The sequence below is a fragment of the Nonomuraea sp. NPDC049637 genome, from assembly GCF_040675235.1.
Classification (GTDB): domain Bacteria; phylum Actinomycetota; class Actinomycetes; order Streptosporangiales; family Streptosporangiaceae; genus Nonomuraea.
Window position 1 is genome coordinate 25,589 of record NZ_JBFAOM010000065.1, and the last position, 15,157, is coordinate 40,745.

Sequence of the window (15,157 nt, forward strand, 5' to 3'; positions counted from 1 at the left end):
CCACCGCGGCCGGGGGCGCGTTGTGCAGCCGCACAACGCGAGGTCACAAAACGCTACAGAGCCTTGTTCTGGAACGGCGGCCGGTGGCAGCCTCGGGGAATGCGTCCCCCTACGGTCGTGGACGAGGACGTCCGCCAGACGTTACGCACCGCAGCCAGGGCACTGCTCGAACGCCTGCCCGAACTGACCGGCGAGCTGGTCGCCAGGACGCGCGGCGGCGACGACGTCTACAGCGCCTGCGTCCCCTACGACGAGCACTGGAAGAGCACCCTCGAAGGCGTGCGCCTGGGCCTGACCGCGATCCTGCAGGAGCCGTCCGAGCGGCGCGACCTGGTCTTCACCCGGTCGATGGCCCAGCGCAGGGCCGAGCAGGGCCTTCCGCTGGAGTCGCTGCTGCGCATGTACCGCCTGGCCGGCCAGGTCACCTGGTCGGCGATCGTGGACCACATGGAACGCGAGCGTCCCGAACGCCTCGACGTCCTGGTCCGCGCCGCCAGCCACGTCTGGCACGCGATCGACCGGCAGTCGCTGGTGGCCTGCGACGTCTACGCCCGGCGCGAGCAGGAGATTCTCGGCCGCAGCAAGGAACGCGTCAACGCGCTGCTGGACGCCCTGCTCGACGGCAGCGCCGACGCGGGGGTGGTGCGCGCCGCCGCCGACTCCCTCGGCTTGCCCGAACGCGCCCGCTACGCCGTCGTCACCGTGCGCTTCCCCGGCGGACGGCACCACGACGACGTCCGGCTGCCCGCGACCCTGGGCGCGCTGCGGCTGCTGTGGCGCATGCGCACCGGCCACGAGGTCGCCGTCGTCGCGCTCGGCCGGGCCACCCTGGACGACCTGTGCCAGGAGCTGAGCCTCATCGTCAGCGGCGTGGCCGGCGTCAGCCCCGTCGTCACCGGCCTGGACGAGCTGGGCACCGCGCACGAGCTGGCCTCCCTCGCCATGCGCACCTGCGCCGACGGCGGCCCCGAGATCGCCCGCCTGGACGAACGCGTGCCGGCCGTGCTGATGATCAGCCGGCCCGGCGTCACCGGCCACCTCGTCGAAGGCGCGCTCGGCCGGCTGCTCGCCCTCGACCCGGCCGACCGCGACACGCTGCTGACCACCCTGGAGACCTGGCTGGCCTGCGACGGGTCGGCCGCCAGGGCCGCCGGCCGGCTGTTCTGCCACCGCAACACGATCATCAACCGGGTCCGCCGGATCGAGCAGCTCACCGGCCGCTCGCTCACCCGCCCGCGGGACATCGTGGACCTCGCGCTGGCCCTGGACGCGGTCCGCCTGCTGCCCCCGCCCGCCGGGTGAGCGCCGGACGGGCCGTCTCAGGGGGCGACGGACGGCGTCAGGCCGCCCGCGTGCACCAGCGAGATCGTCCGTTCCAGGTCGGGGGTCAGGTAACGGTCGTCGCCCAGCGGCGCGACGTAGCGCCTGAGCTCGTCGTGCAGGGCGCGGGTCGCCGTCCCGAGCGGCAGGCCGGCCATCCTCGCCGCGATCAGGTCGATGCCCTGCGCCGCCATCAGGTACTGCACCGCCAGCACGATCTCCAGACGGTCGAGGTTCGCGTGCAGGTCGCGGGCCGAGGCCATCGCCATCGTGTTGTGGTCCTCCTGGCCGTCCTTGACCGGACGCGACAACGTGCCCGCCGGATGGGCCCTGACCTGCATCTCGGGGACCACCGCCGCGGCCACCGACTGCGCCTGCACCATCCCGGAGTTCAGGCCGACGCTCCCGCCGGCCAGGTTCGCCGGCAGGCCGTAGCTCCAGCGGGGCGACAGCAGGCGGCCGGACAACTCCTGCGACAGGACGCCGAGGTCAGTGATCTCGGCGTTCAGGCTGTCGGCGAGATGGCCCATGATCGAGCCGTCCCAGTTGCCGCCCATCACGAACTCGTAGCCGGGGCCGCGCTCGCGCCGGAAGACCAGCGGGTTGGAGGCCGAGGAGTTGGCCTCGCGGGCCAGCGTCCGCCGGGTGGCGGCGAGCACCTGCCGCAGCCCGGCCATGATGTGCGGGGCCGCGCGCACCGAGACCGCGTCCTGCACGCGCGGGGTGTAGTCGGCCGGGTCGAGCCGCCTGCGGCCCTCCTCGGTCATCCAGCCCGAGCCCGCGACCATGGCCCGCAGCCGCGCCGCGACCGCGTCCTCCTCCGGGATGTGCCGCTCGCGGTGCGTGCGCGCGTCCAGCGAGCCGCGCTCGGCCCTGATGGCCTCCATGAACAGCGCGAAGGCCCCCTCCGCCTGGTCGGCGAGCACGGTGGCCCGGTGCACGGCGTGCATCAGCGTGGCGGCCAGCACCGTGCTGCCGCTGACGATCGGCAGCGCCTCCCCGGCCTCGAAGGTGAAGCTCGCCGGCAGCCCGGCCCGGGGCAACATGCGCGAGGCCGGCCCGGTCTCGCCCCGGTAGTGCACCGGCGCGTCCTCGCCCAGCGCGGCCAGCCCGGCCGCCGCCTGCGGCTGCAGGTCGCCGGTGCCGAGCGAGCCGATCTGCGGCATCACCGGCACGACCCCGGCGTTCACCAGGGACAGCAGCCGCTGCGGCACCTCGGGCCGGACGCCCATCTTCCCCCTGGCCATCTGGTTGGCCTTGAGGACCAGCGCCAGCCTGACCACGTCGTCGGGGAAGGCCGGGCCGACGCCCGCCGCGTGCGAGCGCAGCACGTTGCGCTGGAACTGCTCGGCCTCCTCCGGCGAGAGCGGGCGATCCTTCAGCGGGCCGAGCGCCTGGTTCCAGCCGTACACCCGCTGGCCGCTCAGGGCCGCCAGCGCCCCCGCCCGCGACTGCGCCATGCGGGCCCGCGCGGCCTCCGACACCCGCGCCAGCACCGGACGGCCCGCCAGGATCGCGAAGGCGTCCCGCAGCGCGAACCGGCCGCCGTCCAGCACCAGGTTGAGCACCGGGGCCCGCGCGGGCGCCGGGGCCGCGACCGGCGCTGAACCCGGTGCCGCGCCCGGAGGCGGGGCCGGGACGGCGACGGCCCGCTCCGGCACGCACACTGCCGCGAGCAGGCCGACACCGGCGGCCATTCGTCCTACTTTGCTGATCGACACGGCCCCCGGCCCCTTCACGACGAAGATCCACTCCGTTCGGTTATAACCGGCCGGACGGACGGCGCCGGACACGGCTCCGCACCGGGGGACGAGTGCTGACCGGCCCTAGGGCAGGCGCTTACCTCCCGACCTGGACGCCACCGCGACGTGCGGCCGCCCGGTGATCGGATGCGGCCCCACATGGGCCAGGACGCCGAAGACCTCCTCGATGAAGGCCGGGGTCAGCACCTCCAGCGGCGGCCCCTGCCCGGCGACCCGGCCCTCGCGCAGCACGACGATCCGGTCGGCGTAGGCGGCGGCCTGGTCCAGGTCGTGCAGGGCGGCCAGCAGCGTCAGGCCGAGCGAGCGGATCAGGTCCAGCAGCAGGAGCTGGGAGCCGACGTCCAGGTGGTTGCCCGGTTCGTCCAGGATCAGCAGCGGCGCCTCCTGGGCCAGCGCGCGGGCCAGCAGCACGCGCTGCCGCTCGCCGCCGGACAGCGTGGTCATCAGCCGGTCGGCCGCCCAGTCCATGCCGACCCGCTCCAGGGCCGTGGCGACCACCGCCCGGTCGCCCGCGCTCTCCCGGTCCAGCGCCCGCTTGTGGCTGTGCCGCCCGGCCGCGACGACCTCGGCCACCGAGAACCCCTCTCCGGCCGGGTTGTGCTGCGGCAGGACCGCCCGCCGCCGCGCGGCGTGCCGCGGCCGCATCCGCCACAGGTCGTCGCCGTCCAGCCGGACGACGCCGCCCGACGGGCGCAGCGACCGGTAGACCGTGCGCAGCAGCGTGGACTTGCCGCTGCCGTTCGGCCCGACCAGCGCCACGAACTCGCCGGGCCCGGCGCTCAGCGTGACGTCGGTGACGATGGGCCGCGCGTCGATGCTCGCGCTCACGCCCGCGAGGTCAAGCCGCATCGCCGCCGCCTCCCGCCCGCCGCCTGCGCAGCAGCCACAGGAAGAACGGCACGCCGAGCCCCGTGGTGAAGATGCCCACCGGCAACTCGTTCGGCCGGTCGGCGATCCGCGCCGCCAGGTCGACCAGCACCAGGAACACCGCCCCGGCCAGCAGCGAGACCGGCAGCACCCGGCGATGGTCGGCCCCGACCACGAACCGGACCATGTGCGGGACCATCAGCCCGATGAACCCGATGCCGCCGACCACGCTGACCACCGTCGCCGTCAGCAGCGACCCGGCCGCCAGCAGCCCGATCCGCAGCGCGGCGACCGGCACGCCGATCGCCACCGCGGACTCCTCGCCGGCCAGCAGCGCGTTGAGCGCCCGCGCCTGCGAGGACAGCCAGGCCACGCAGCACACGACGAGCAGCGCGGGCACCCCCAGATCCGCCCACGACGCCCCGGCGACGCTGCCCATCAGCCAGAACATCATGCCCTGCAGCTCGGTCGGGTTGAGCTGGAGCTGCACGAACGTGGTGGCCGCCGAGCACAGGTAGCCGACGGCCACGCCGGTCAGCACCAGCCACGAGTCCAGCAGCCTGCCGGAACGCTGGGACAGGACGTACACCACCAGCGCCGCCAGCAGCGCGGCGGCGAAGGCGGCCCCCGTGACGCCGAGCGCGCCGGTCAGCCCGGCCAGCGCCCCGCCCCCGAGCGCGGGCACCAGCACCGCCCCCAGCGACGCCGCCGACGACACACCCAGCACGTACGGGTCGGCGAGCGGGTTGCGGACCAGCGCCTGCAACGCGACCCCGGCCACCGACAGCGCGGCCCCGGCCAGCGCCGCCAGCAGCGCCCGGGGCGTGCGGATCTCCCACACGACCTGCGCCAGCAGCGGATCGGCCTGCTCGCCCCGCCCGGTCAGGTACGCCCACACCACCCCCCACACCTGGTCCGGCGGCAGGTTCACCGACCCGGCGGAGATCCCGATCACCAGGGCCACGACCAGCGCGGCCCCGAGCCCGGCCAGCAGGAACCCGGTCGCCCGCCCGGACACCGCGTGCGGCCGCCGCGGCGGGACGGGGACGGTGCGGCGCGGCGCGGTCAGCGTGTCAGCCACCGGGATGCACCACCTTGGAGATCTTCTCCACGGCCCAGGCGTTCAGCGGCCCGAGATAGACGCCGTCGGAGACGACCGTGAAGGTCCTGGACCTGGCCGCGGCCCAGTGGGGGTAGGCGGCGAACAGCTTCGCCGCCGCCTCCTCGCCCTTCTCCTCGGGCGTGAACAGCCCGACGACCAGCACGTCCACCTCGGCGGTGGCGAGCTGCTCGCGGTTGAGGGTGCGCGTCATGTCGGCGGTCTGGCCGGCGAAGGCGTTGACGCCGCCGGCCGCCCTGATGACGTCGTCGTAGATGCCGCCGGTCATCACGGCGGGCAGGCCGTTGGCGTTCATCATGGCCATGCCGGGATAGGCGATCAGCACCTTCCTGGGCGGCAGCGCCGCGACGCGGGCCCGTACCGACTCCACCCGCGCCCGCAGCCGCCCGATCAGGTCGAACGCCTCGCGCTGCACGTCGAACACCCGCCCGAGCAGGCTGAGGAACTCCAGCGAGGAGTTGATCGACTGGTTGCGGTAGGCGCGCTTCTCCTGCTCGGTGGCCGCCGGCTTGCCCATCGCGCAGTTGACCGGGTTGACCAGCGAGGTGATGCCGGCCGCGGCGAGCTGCTCGCGGGTGGCGAAACCGCGGGCGGGGTCGAACCCGCCGGACCAGGTGGAGACCACCAGGTCCGGCTTGAGCTTGAGCACCTGCTCGGCGGGCACGTCGAAGTTCTTGTTCATGGTCAGCCCGCCGGTCGGCAGCGCCTTGATCCGGGCCGTCATGGACGGGTCGTCGGAGACGCCGTAGCTCTGGGCGTTGGCCAGGATGCTGCGCTCCAGCCCGAGCAGCAGGAAGCTCTCCACCTCGCCGACGCTGGTGCCGTTCAGGATCAGGACGCGCTGCGGCGGCCGGCGGAAGGTGACCCGCGTGCCGCAGTTGTCGAAGGTGAGGGGGTAGACGGTCCGGCCGGCGGCCGCCGGCGCGACGGTGGCCGCCTCCGTGGCGGCGCCGGTCGCCGTGGGCGCGCCGCAGGCGGCGGCCAGCAGCACGAGCGCGAGCGCCGCGGCCCGGCGGGTACGGGAAGGTCTCATGGGTGATGTCCTCTGAGTCGAGTCCGGAGGCGCGCACGCCGGACCGGCCCCACGGCGGGGGCGGGCACGGCGGCGAGCCGGGATTGTCGTCGGAGGAACCGCGGCGGACGGGCGCGCGAAGGACCGCGGGCGCGCCTAGGCGGGCAGGCCCACGACCGTCGGACGGACCGGCCCTCGCGGCTCCGGTCCACCCGCGGGCGGCCCCCGCAGCACCAGCACGTGCCGCAGGAACACCCGCACGCGCGCCGTGACGTCGTCGCGCCCGCCCACCGGTGTGCGCGCCGGCGCAGCCCACCCGGCCACGACGAGGAACAGCACCAGCAGCGGGCGCAGCACCCACCCGGCCAGCTCGCGGACCAGGGCGCACAGCCCCGACTCCACCCAGCGCAGCCAGACCGACGTCAGCAGCACGCTCGCCGCGTGCACGAGCAGCATCCCGAACCCCGGGGCGCCCGTGTCGTGCGCGTGAACCACGTCCACGGGAGCGGCGGCCGGTGCGGGATGGTCACAGCTCAGGGAGAGCAGAAGGTGCAGGACGACCTGCGAGGCGCCCGTCGCGGGCACGATGGCGGGCAGCGTGCGCTCACGCCCGGTCAGCGCCAGGGCCGGCGCGAGGACCAGCAGGAACCCCGCCAGCAGCGCCCCGGGGTCGAAGCAGCCGCCGCCCGCCAGGTGGGCGAGCGCGGCCAGCGCGGCACACGTGCCGGCGAAGCTCGCCGCACGCAGCCACCGCACCAACGACCATGGACCCATCGAGGCCAGATCCTCCCACACGCCCGGCTCGCCCGTCCCTCACGGGGTGCGGAGGCAGCTGGGGGGAGGGGCGCGGGCTGGGGGCCGGGTGCTCATCGGTGGGGTGTGCGGCGTGGCCGGGGCGGCGTACGCTCCGGTTGTGACCCTCCGGTTGACCGCTCCGCCGCCCGACGACCGCTCGACGACGAGGGCTCCGTGAGGAGCCGCACATGACCGGCCTCGGCCCGCGCGCCGTCCTCGTCCCCGACCTGGGCGAAGACCTGGCCCGCGCGGTGGGCGAGCTGGAGAGGCTGCTGCTGGTGCTGCGCGCCGCCGAGTCCGTGGGCTCGCCGCTGCCCGGCCCGCTCGCCGGCGGGATCGCGCTGACCGCGCTGCGCCGGCTCTGGCGCGCGATCGGCCCCACGCAGGGCAGGCGCGCCGCCGCCGCCCGCCTGGCCGGTCGCCTGTACGCCCCCGGCGGCCAGGTCGAGCACGTGCCGCTGCGCCTGGTCGACGTCGACCCGCTCGACGTGGCCACCCTGTCGGCCGCCGCGGTGGCGCTCGGCCTCGGCGCGGTCGGCAAGGGCGTGGTCCGCCAGGCCCTCGACGCCGTGTGCACCGGCCTGCCCGCCACCGAGCTGGTGGCCTCCGCCGCCCGGTTCACCGGGCTGCTCGACCTGGCCGACACCGCCGACTCCATCGTCCTGCGCGAACGGCTGGCCGCCGCCGGGCCGGGCGCCGACGTCGTCCTGACGCCGGAGGCCGAGCGCGCCTACCAGGCCACCGCCGGCCGCCTCAACACCATGTGGCCCGCCACCGGCACCGCCGCCTCCCCCTGAACCGCGCGGCTCACGGGGTCTGGGGCGCGGCGGCGGCGCGGTCGTGCGTGAAGGGCCTGGGCAGGCGCAGGCGGGCGCGCAGCGGCAGGCCCGACGGGATGAACGCCTCGGCCTGGAGCGCCGCGACGCCGATCCTGGGCAGGTCGCGGGCGTTCGGGTAGACGACGAAGCGCGGCTCCCAGATCGGCCGGAACTTGGCGTTGAACCGGTACAGCGACTCGATCTGGAACCAATGGGACAGGAAGACCAGCACCGACCGCCAGGCCCGCAGCACGGGCCCCGCGCCGAGCCGGTCGCCGCGGGCCAGCGCCGAACGGAACATCGCGAAGTTGAGCGACACCTGGGTGATCCCCAGCGACGGCGCCGCCTGCAGCGTCTCGGCGATCAGCAGCTCGTTCAGTCCCGGGTCGGCGTCGCGGTCGCGGCGCATCAGGTCCAGCGAGACGCCCCGGCTGCCCCACGGCACGAAGTGCAGCACGGCCTTCAGGTCGCCGTCCTTGCAGGCGGTGGCCACCAGGCACTCGGCGTCGGCGGGGTCGCCGAAGCGGCCGAGCGCCATCGAGTAGCCGCGCTCGGTCTGGGTGCCGCGCCACAGCCCGGCGGCCCGGCGGATGCCCTCCTTCTCCTCCTCGGGCACGTCGCAGGCGCGGCGCACCCGGCAGACGTACCCGGCGCGGCGGGTGCGGTTGACCATCTGCCGCACGTTGCGCATCGCGCGGCCCTCCAGCGTGAAGCCGTCGACCTCGACGATCGCCTCGTCGCCGATCTCCAGCGCGGACAGCACGGCGACCTTCGTCCAGACCTCGCCGCCCGTCTCGCCGCAGCCGATGACGGCGGGCACCCAGGCGTGCCGCCGCGCCTCGGCCATGAACGCGGCGATCGCGGCCGGCCACGCCTCGCGGTCGCCGATCGGGTCGCCGCTGGCCAGCATCACGCCGGAAACCACCCGGTAGGCCACGGCCGCCTTGCCCGACGGCGAGAAGATCACGCTCTTGTCCCGGCGCAGCGCGAAGTAACCCAGCGAGTCACGCTCGCCGTGGACGTCCAGCAGGGCGCGCAGACGGCGTTCGTCGTCGGCGGTCAGTTCGGCGGCCGGCCGTTCCGGACGCAGCGCCAGGTAGAGCGTCGTCACGGCGGTCAGCGCGCCCAGCCCGACGAGGGAGAAGTAGACCAGGTCGGAGACGCGTTCCACGGTGAACGTGACCGGTCCCTCGATGCCCGCCAGCCCCAGCGCCACGTGCTCCAGCCGCTCGGCCACGCCAGGACGGCCCACCAGCGCGCCCGGCCGGACGCTCACGATCAGGTAGCCGAGCGCCAGGTCGATCGCGCCGAGCACGAGCAGGTTCCACAACGCCCGCCAGCGCGAGCGCGGGTCGGGCAGCGCAGTGAACTCCCGCCTGCCGGCCACCAGCACGGCCAGCAGCACGACGCTGATCGCGGCGGTCACCGGCCGCAGGTGCAGCACGGCCATGACGGCGCTCACCGGCAGCAGCACCACCACCGCCCGCCAGGCCCGCACCTTCCCCCGGCGCAGCGCGTGCGCGATCATCACCAGCATGATGCCGACCACCAGCGACGTCGCCCGCGCCACGGTCGTCACCGTCCCGGGCAGCAGATCCGACCACTGGCCCATCCGCGTGTGCTCCAGCCGCGGCGCCACGGCCTTGGCGATGTCCAGCAGGCCGATGACCAGCGACGCGTAACCCGCCAGCGCGGGGATCCAAGGACGCTTCACAAATACCGATTGAAGCCCCTGCCGGTTAATCTCGCCGTTAACCACGCGCTTACGCCGGCCGGGATATTCCTGCTGTTCATGGGACTGACCTCGATCGCGTTGCTGGTGACCGCCGCGGCGCTCGCGGTGGCCGGGCTCGCGGCCACCGTCTGGGTGTGGCCGCGGCTGGCCGGGCGGGGCCTGCCGCCGGTGCTGGGCCGGGCCGGCCTGCTGGCGGGCTGCCAGGCGCTCACCGTGGCGGCGCTCGCGCTGCTGGTCAACTACTACTTCGGCTTCTACGCCTCCTGGGCGGACCTGCTCGGCGCCGACACCGGCGCCGGCCAGATCACCGTCGCCGGGGCCGCGGCCGGGCTGCGGGTGCTGGACAGCCGGGCGGTCCCGGGCGGGCGGATCGAGGAGGTCGTCCTGCCGGGCGCGACCACGCGCCTGAGCGAGGAGGCGTACGTGTTCCTGCCTTCGGCCTACTTCAAGGACCCCCGGCGCAGGTTCCCCGCGATCCTCGCCCTGACCGGCTACCCCGGCGACCCGCGCAACCTCATGACCCGCCTCGACCTGCCCGGACGCCTGGCCCACGCCATCGGCCTGCACCAGGTCGAGCCGGCCGTCCTGGTCATGATGCGGCCGAGCGTGGTGCTGCCGCGCGACACCGAGTGCGTGGACGTGCCGGGCGGCCCGCAGGCGCTGACGTACTTCGCCACCGACGTCCGGCAGGCCGTGACCGCGCACTACCGGGCGGCGGCCGGCCGCGACTCCTGGGGCGTGCTCGGCGGCTCGACCGGCGGCTACTGCGCGCTGAAGCTGGCGATGAGCCGCCCCGACGCGTTCTCCGCCGCCGTCTCCCTGTCGGGCTACTACAAGACGATCGTGGACGGCACCACCGGCGACCTGTTCCACGGCGACAAGGCGCTCGCCGACCGCAACGACCTGATGTGGCGCCTGGCCCGGCTGCCCGCGCCGCCCGTGTCCGTGCTCGTCACCAGCAGCAGGAAGGGCGAGGCCGACTACCTGCCGACCGAGCGCTTCCTGAACGCCGTCAAGCCGCCCATGCGGGCCTCGTCGCTGATCCTGCCCAGCGGCGGCCACAACTTCAACACCTGGAACCGGGAGCTGCCGCAGGCGCTGCCGTGGCTGGTCCAGCAGCTCGCCGTGCCCGCCGCGGCCCCCTAGGCGGGCACCGGATCGGGGCGGGGTGGTTCGTCCGCGCGCGCACGGGGGAGTAGATCTCTCCGTGACCGACGTGTACGCCACCGCCGCAGACCTCGACCTCGCCCCGGCCGGGTTCGTCCGGGCCATCGAGGAGCTGCCGCTGGTCGACCACCACGTCCACGGCGTGGTGCCGCGCGACCTGTCGCGCACCGCGTTCGAGGAGCTGATCACCGAGTCCGACCGGCCGGTGCCGGAGTGGATGACGCAGTTCGACTCCCAGACCGGGTACGCCATCCTGCGCCACTGCGCGCCCGTCCTCGGGCTCGAACCGCACTGCACGCCGGAGGAGTACCTGGCCAGGAGGGCCCGGCTGGGCGCCGGCGAGGTGAACCGGCTGCTGCTCGGCGCCGCGAACGTGGCCCACTACCTGGTCGAGACCGGCTACCGGGGAGACGAGCTGGTGGGCCCGTCCGGCATGGCCGAGCTCACCGGCGCGCCCGCCGACGAGGTGGTGCGACTGGAGACGGTGGCCGAGCAGGTCGCGGCCGGCGGCTGCGACGCCTCCTCCTTCGCCGACGCGTTCGCCCGGCAGCTGTGGGAGCGCACCGGCGGCGCGCGCGGGCTCAAGAGCGTCGCCGCCTACCGCCACGGCCTCGACCTGGACCCCGAGCCGCCGAGCCGGGCGGAGGTGACCGAGGCGGCCGGGCGCTGGCTCGGGTCAGGCGGCGGTAAGCTGACGGAGCCGGTGCTGCTGCGGCACGTGATCTGGGCCGGGATCGAGCGAGGGTTGCCGATCCAGTTCCACACCGGCCTCGGCGATCCCGACCTCGACCTGCGCCGGGCCGATCCGCTGCTGCTGCGCGGCCTCGTCGAGCGCGCCGAGCCGACCGGGGTGCCGCTGGTGCTGCTGCACTGCTACCCGTTCCAGCGGCACGCGGGGTTCCTCGCGCAGGCCTATCCCAACGTCTACTTCGACGTGGGGCTCGGCGTGACCTACACCGGGGCCCGCAGCGTGGCGCTGGTGGCCGAGAGCCTGGAGCTGGCGCCGTTCGCCAAGATCCTGTTCTCGTCGGACGGGTGGGGGCCGGCCGAGCTGCACCACCTCGGCGCGGTGTTGTGGCGGCGGGCGATGGCGCGGGTGCTCGGCCGGCTCGTGCTGGACGGCGAGTGGTCGGCCGGGCAGGCGATGCGGGTGGCGGCGATGGTCGGGGCGGACAACGCGCGACGCGTCTACGGACTGGGAACACGGGAGGAGAGCACGGGGTGAACGACTTCGGGGGCCGTACGATCAACAGGCCCGTCGACGGAGCCGTCATCGGGACCGGCGGCGTGGACGGCGCCGCCTACGCGGCGCTGCGGGAGGGCCTGCTGCGGGAGCTGCCCGCGGCGCAGGCGCTGCGCCGCGAGCTGCACGCGTCCCCCTGCCTGTCGGGCCAGGAGGGCCCGACGCGGGACCGGCTGCTCGACGCGCTGCCCGCCGGGGACGTCGAGCACGTCGCCGGCACGGGCGCGGTCCTGCGCGTCGGCGGACCCGGCCCGGCGGTCGGCGTACGCGGCGAGCTCGACGCCCTGCCGCTGACCGAGCGCACCGGCGTCGAATGGGCCGCCCCCGAGGGCGCGATGCACGCCTGCGGCCACGACGTGCACATGGCGGCCGTGGTCGCCCTGGCCAGGACCCTCGACCGGCTCGGCGCCGACCCGCCCCTGCTGGTCGTGCTGCAACCGCGCGAGGAGGGCTTCCCCTCCGGCGCCTCCGACGTCGTGGGATCGGGTGCGCTGCACCGCCACCGGGTCGGCGCCATGATCGGCGCGCACGTGCAGCCCCTGCTGGCCGACGGCACGGTCGCCTCCGTGCCGGGCGCGGTCAACGCCTCCTCCGACGAGTTCAGGGTGGTCGTCAGGGGAGCGGAGGGCCACGCCGCCTACCCCCACCTCACCAGGGACCCGGTGGTGGCCATGGCGCAGGTCATCGTCACCGCCCAGCAGGTCGTCAGCCGGGTCGCCGACCCGATGACGCCCACCGTCGTCACCTTCGGCACGGTCAACGCCGGCACCGCGCCCAACGCCGTCCCTGGCGAGGCCGTGGCCAGGGGGACCCTCCGGGCGATGTCCGAGAACTGGCGCCAGGAGCTGCACGAACGTTTCACCCAGGTGGTCGAGGACGTCGCCAGGGCGTGCGGCTGCACGGCCGAGGTGACGATCCTGCCCGGGGAGCCGGTGCTGGTCAACGACACCGGGCTGGCCGTACGCGCCGGCGGGCTGCTGCGCGGCCACGGCTGGACGGTGGACGGCGGGCTGCGCTCGTGCGGGGCCGACGACTTCTCCCACTACGCCTCGGTGGCGCCGTCGCTGATGATGTTCGTCGGCGTGGACACGGCCGCCGGCCTGCACACCCCCGAGTTCCTGCCCGGCGACGCGGCCGTGGGCGCGGTGGCCGAGAGCCTGCTGGCCGGCTATCTCGCGGCCGCCACCGCGCTGCCCGGCGGCGCCGGGGCGAACGGGATCCTGTTCTCCAGGAACGCCTGAGGCCGGGGCCGCCGCCGGTTCCATTCCTCCAACAACCACGGCAGGGAAGTCTAAGCACCACCAGACGGCGCATCGCTGACGGAACCACCATCAACCCCTACTGTCGGAAGGGATGGATCTCGAAACCTTCGCCCCCGGTTCGGGCCGTCTCGAACCCCGCGCGGCACTCCGCTCCGACGCCCCCGCCCTCGACCTCGACGGCCTGTGGCGCTTCCGCCTCTCACCCGTGGCCGACGTGCCCGACGACTTCGCCCGGCCCGGCTTCGACGACTCCGCCTGGGACGAGCTTCCGGTGCCGGCCCACTGGCCCTTGCACGGCCACGGCGCCCCCGCCTACACCAACGTCTCCTACCCCTTCCCTGTAGACCCGCCGCACGTCCCGGACGAGAACCCGACCGGCGACTACCGGCGCGCCTTCGACCTGCCGGACGGCTGGCGCGGCGGCAGGCTGCGCTTCGAAGGCGTCGACTCCTTCGCCAGGGTCTGGCTGAACGGCCACGAGCTGGGCTTCTCCACCGGCAGCAGGCTGCCCGTCGAGTTCGACGCCGGGCCGTGGCTGCGTCCGGGACGCAACGTGCTGGCCGTGCGCGTGCACCAGTGGTCGGCCGCCAGCTACCTGGAGGACCAGGACATGTGGTGGCTGCCCGGCATCTTCCGCGGCGTCACCCTCACGACGTCGGCCGCCGACGTGTTCGTGCACGCCGCCCACGACGGCCGGCTGTCCTTCGAGGCCGCCGAGGGCCTGCTGAGCATCCCCGAGCTCGGCGTGCGCGACCTGGAACCCGGCGTCGAGATCACCGTCGAGGCCGAGCCGTGGACCGCCGAGACGCCCCGCCTGTACGAGGCCGTCCTCACCACCCCGCACGAGACCGTACGGCTGCGCGTCGGCTTCCGCACCGTCTCCGTCGAGGACGGCGTGCTCCTGGCCAACGGCCGTCCGCTGCTGCTCAAGGGCGTCAACCGGCACGAGTTCCATCCCGACCACGGCCGCGCGGTCCCGTACGAGACCATGCGCGAGGACGTGCTGCTCATGAAGCGGCACAACGTCAACGCCGTCAGGACCAGCCACTACCCGCCGCACCCCGATTTCCTGGACCTGTGCGACGAGCTGGGCCTGTGGGTCGTCGACGAATGCGACCTGGAGACGCACGGCTTCGGCCAGGTCGGCTGGCGGCGCAACCCCACCGACGACCCGCGCTGGGCCGACGCCCTGCTCGACCGCATGCGCCGCATGGTCGAACGGGACAAGAACCACCCCAGCGTCATCATGTGGTCGCTCGGCAACGAGGCGGGCGTCGGCCGCAACCTCGCCGTCATGGCCGCCTGGACGCGCGAGCGCGACCCGTCCAGGCCGCTGCACTACGAGGGTGACCGGTCGTGCGCCCACACCGACGTCTACTCGCGCATGTACGCCACCCACGCCGAGGTCGAGGCCATCGGCCGCGGCGAGGAGGACCCGCTCGACGACCCCGCCCTGGACGCGCGGCGGCGCGCGATGCCGTTCCTGCAGTGCGAGTACGCCCACGCCATGGGCAACGGGCCCGGCGGCCTGGCCGAGTACCAGGAGCTGTTCGAACGGTTCCCGAGGCTGGCCGGCGGGTTCGTGTGGGAGTGGATCGACCACGGCCTGACCCATCCCCGCCACGAGTACGCCTACGGCGGCGACCACGGCGAATCCGTCCATGACGGAAATTTCGTCATCGACGGCCTGGTGTTCCCCGACCGCACGCCCTCCCCGGGCCTGCTGGACCTGAAGAAGGTGTTCGAGCCGGTGCGGTTCGCGTTCGGCGACGGCGTCGTGCGGGTGGTCAACCGGCACGACTTCCGCGACCTGGCCCACCTCGACTTCGAGGCCGTCGTCGAGGACGACGGGCTCGAAGTCGCGCGGTTCCCGCTGGCGGTGCCGCCGTCCGGCGGCGAGGTGAAGCTGCCCGCCCTGCCCCCGCCGCCGGACGGCGCCGGGGAACGTTGGCTCACCGCCCGCGCCACCCTGACCGGCGACCAGCCATGGGCCCCCGCGGGCCACGAGATCGCCTGGTCCCAGACCCGCCTGCCGAGCCCCGCCGTGCCCGCGGC

At 74.6% G+C, this 15,157-nt stretch carries 12 protein-coding genes; 6 read left to right on the forward strand and 6 right to left on the reverse strand.

Annotation, left to right across the window (positions count from 1 at the left end; translation table 11 throughout):
- Nucleotides 1–99: 99 nt before the first annotated feature.
- Entirely contained in the window at nucleotides 100–1,302 is a 1,203-nt protein-coding gene (locus AB0J71_RS45695) for a helix-turn-helix domain-containing protein (protein ID WP_364390471.1), read from the forward strand.
- 17 nt (nucleotides 1,303–1,319) lie between these two features.
- Here AB0J71_RS45695 and AB0J71_RS45700 read toward each other — a convergent pair whose 3' ends face one another.
- The 5 genes from AB0J71_RS45700 to AB0J71_RS45720 form a co-directional block, all read right to left on the reverse strand.
- Nucleotides 1,320–3,017 carry an aromatic amino acid ammonia-lyase gene (locus AB0J71_RS45700; protein ID WP_364420465.1) on the reverse strand — a complete coding sequence of 566 codons (1,698 nt, stop codon included), beginning with the start codon at nucleotides 3,015–3,017 and terminating at the stop codon, nucleotides 1,320–1,322.
- A 129-nt stretch (nucleotides 3,018–3,146) separates the two neighbouring features.
- Nucleotides 3,147–3,932, reverse strand: coding sequence for an ABC transporter ATP-binding protein (locus AB0J71_RS45705; protein ID WP_352328204.1), 786 nt, complete (start codon nucleotides 3,930–3,932; stop codon nucleotides 3,147–3,149).
- Entirely contained in the window at nucleotides 3,922–5,031 is a 1,110-nt protein-coding gene (locus AB0J71_RS45710; protein WP_364420467.1) for an iron ABC transporter permease, read from the reverse strand. The genes AB0J71_RS45705 and AB0J71_RS45710 overlap by 11 nt, the downstream gene beginning before the upstream one ends.
- Entirely contained in the window at nucleotides 5,024–6,103 is a 1,080-nt protein-coding gene (locus AB0J71_RS45715; protein ID WP_352328202.1) for an ABC transporter substrate-binding protein, read from the reverse strand. Before AB0J71_RS45715 ends, AB0J71_RS45710 begins: the two co-directional genes overlap by 8 nt.
- 135 nt (nucleotides 6,104–6,238) lie before the next feature.
- A complete protein-coding gene (locus AB0J71_RS45720) occupies nucleotides 6,239–6,856 on the reverse strand; it encodes a hypothetical protein (RefSeq protein ID WP_352328201.1) in 618 nt (205 codons plus the stop codon).
- Between the two features lie 209 nt (nucleotides 6,857–7,065).
- Between AB0J71_RS45720 and AB0J71_RS45725 the strand changes: the two genes are divergently transcribed.
- Nucleotides 7,066–7,674 (forward strand): hypothetical protein, encoded by a 609-nt coding sequence (locus AB0J71_RS45725; RefSeq protein ID WP_352328200.1) that lies wholly within the window; start codon nucleotides 7,066–7,068, stop codon nucleotides 7,672–7,674.
- Between the two features lie 10 nt (nucleotides 7,675–7,684).
- Here AB0J71_RS45725 and AB0J71_RS45730 read toward each other — a convergent pair whose 3' ends face one another.
- Nucleotides 7,685–9,409, reverse strand: a complete 1,725-nt coding sequence (locus tag AB0J71_RS45730; RefSeq protein WP_364420469.1) for a phosphatidylglycerol lysyltransferase domain-containing protein — start codon at nucleotides 9,407–9,409, stop codon at nucleotides 7,685–7,687.
- Between the two features lie 78 nt (nucleotides 9,410–9,487).
- On the opposite strand from AB0J71_RS45730, the gene AB0J71_RS45735 reads away from it, so the two are divergent.
- The 4 genes from AB0J71_RS45735 to AB0J71_RS45750 form a co-directional block, all read left to right on the forward strand.
- Complete coding sequence (locus AB0J71_RS45735; protein ID WP_364420472.1) at nucleotides 9,488–10,576, forward strand: alpha/beta hydrolase-fold protein; 1,089 nt, start codon at nucleotides 9,488–9,490, stop codon at nucleotides 10,574–10,576.
- A 61-nt stretch (nucleotides 10,577–10,637) separates the two neighbouring features.
- A complete protein-coding gene (locus AB0J71_RS45740; protein ID WP_352330953.1) occupies nucleotides 10,638–11,822 on the forward strand; it encodes an amidohydrolase family protein in 1,185 nt (394 codons plus the stop codon).
- Entirely contained in the window at nucleotides 11,819–13,081 is a 1,263-nt protein-coding gene (locus tag AB0J71_RS45745; protein ID WP_364420474.1) for a M20 family metallopeptidase, read from the forward strand. The genes AB0J71_RS45740 and AB0J71_RS45745 overlap by 4 nt, the downstream gene beginning before the upstream one ends.
- 112 nt (nucleotides 13,082–13,193) lie before the next feature.
- A partial coding sequence (locus tag AB0J71_RS45750) for a glycoside hydrolase family 2 TIM barrel-domain containing protein (protein ID WP_364420476.1) occupies nucleotides 13,194–15,157 on the forward strand: 1,964 nt, incomplete at its 3' end.

Coding starts and splice junctions, on each gene's coding strand:
- AB0J71_RS45735 (WP_364420472.1), top strand. CDS start 9,488: ATGGGACTGACCTCGATCGCGTTGCTGGTGACCGCCGCGGCGCTCGCG.
- AB0J71_RS45720 (WP_352328201.1), bottom strand. CDS start 6,856: ATGGGTCCATGGTCGTTGGTGCGGTGGCTGCGTGCGGCGAGCTTCGCC.
- AB0J71_RS45700 (WP_364420465.1), bottom strand. CDS start 3,017: ATGGCCGCCGGTGTCGGCCTGCTCGCGGCAGTGTGCGTGCCGGAGCGG.
- AB0J71_RS45705 (WP_352328204.1), bottom strand. CDS start 3,932: ATGCGGCTTGACCTCGCGGGCGTGAGCGCGAGCATCGACGCGCGGCCC.
- AB0J71_RS45725 (WP_352328200.1), top strand. CDS start 7,066: ATGACCGGCCTCGGCCCGCGCGCCGTCCTCGTCCCCGACCTGGGCGAA.
- AB0J71_RS45715 (WP_352328202.1), bottom strand. CDS start 6,103: ATGAGACCTTCCCGTACCCGCCGGGCCGCGGCGCTCGCGCTCGTGCTG.
- AB0J71_RS45695 (WP_364390471.1), top strand. CDS start 100: ATGCGTCCCCCTACGGTCGTGGACGAGGACGTCCGCCAGACGTTACGC.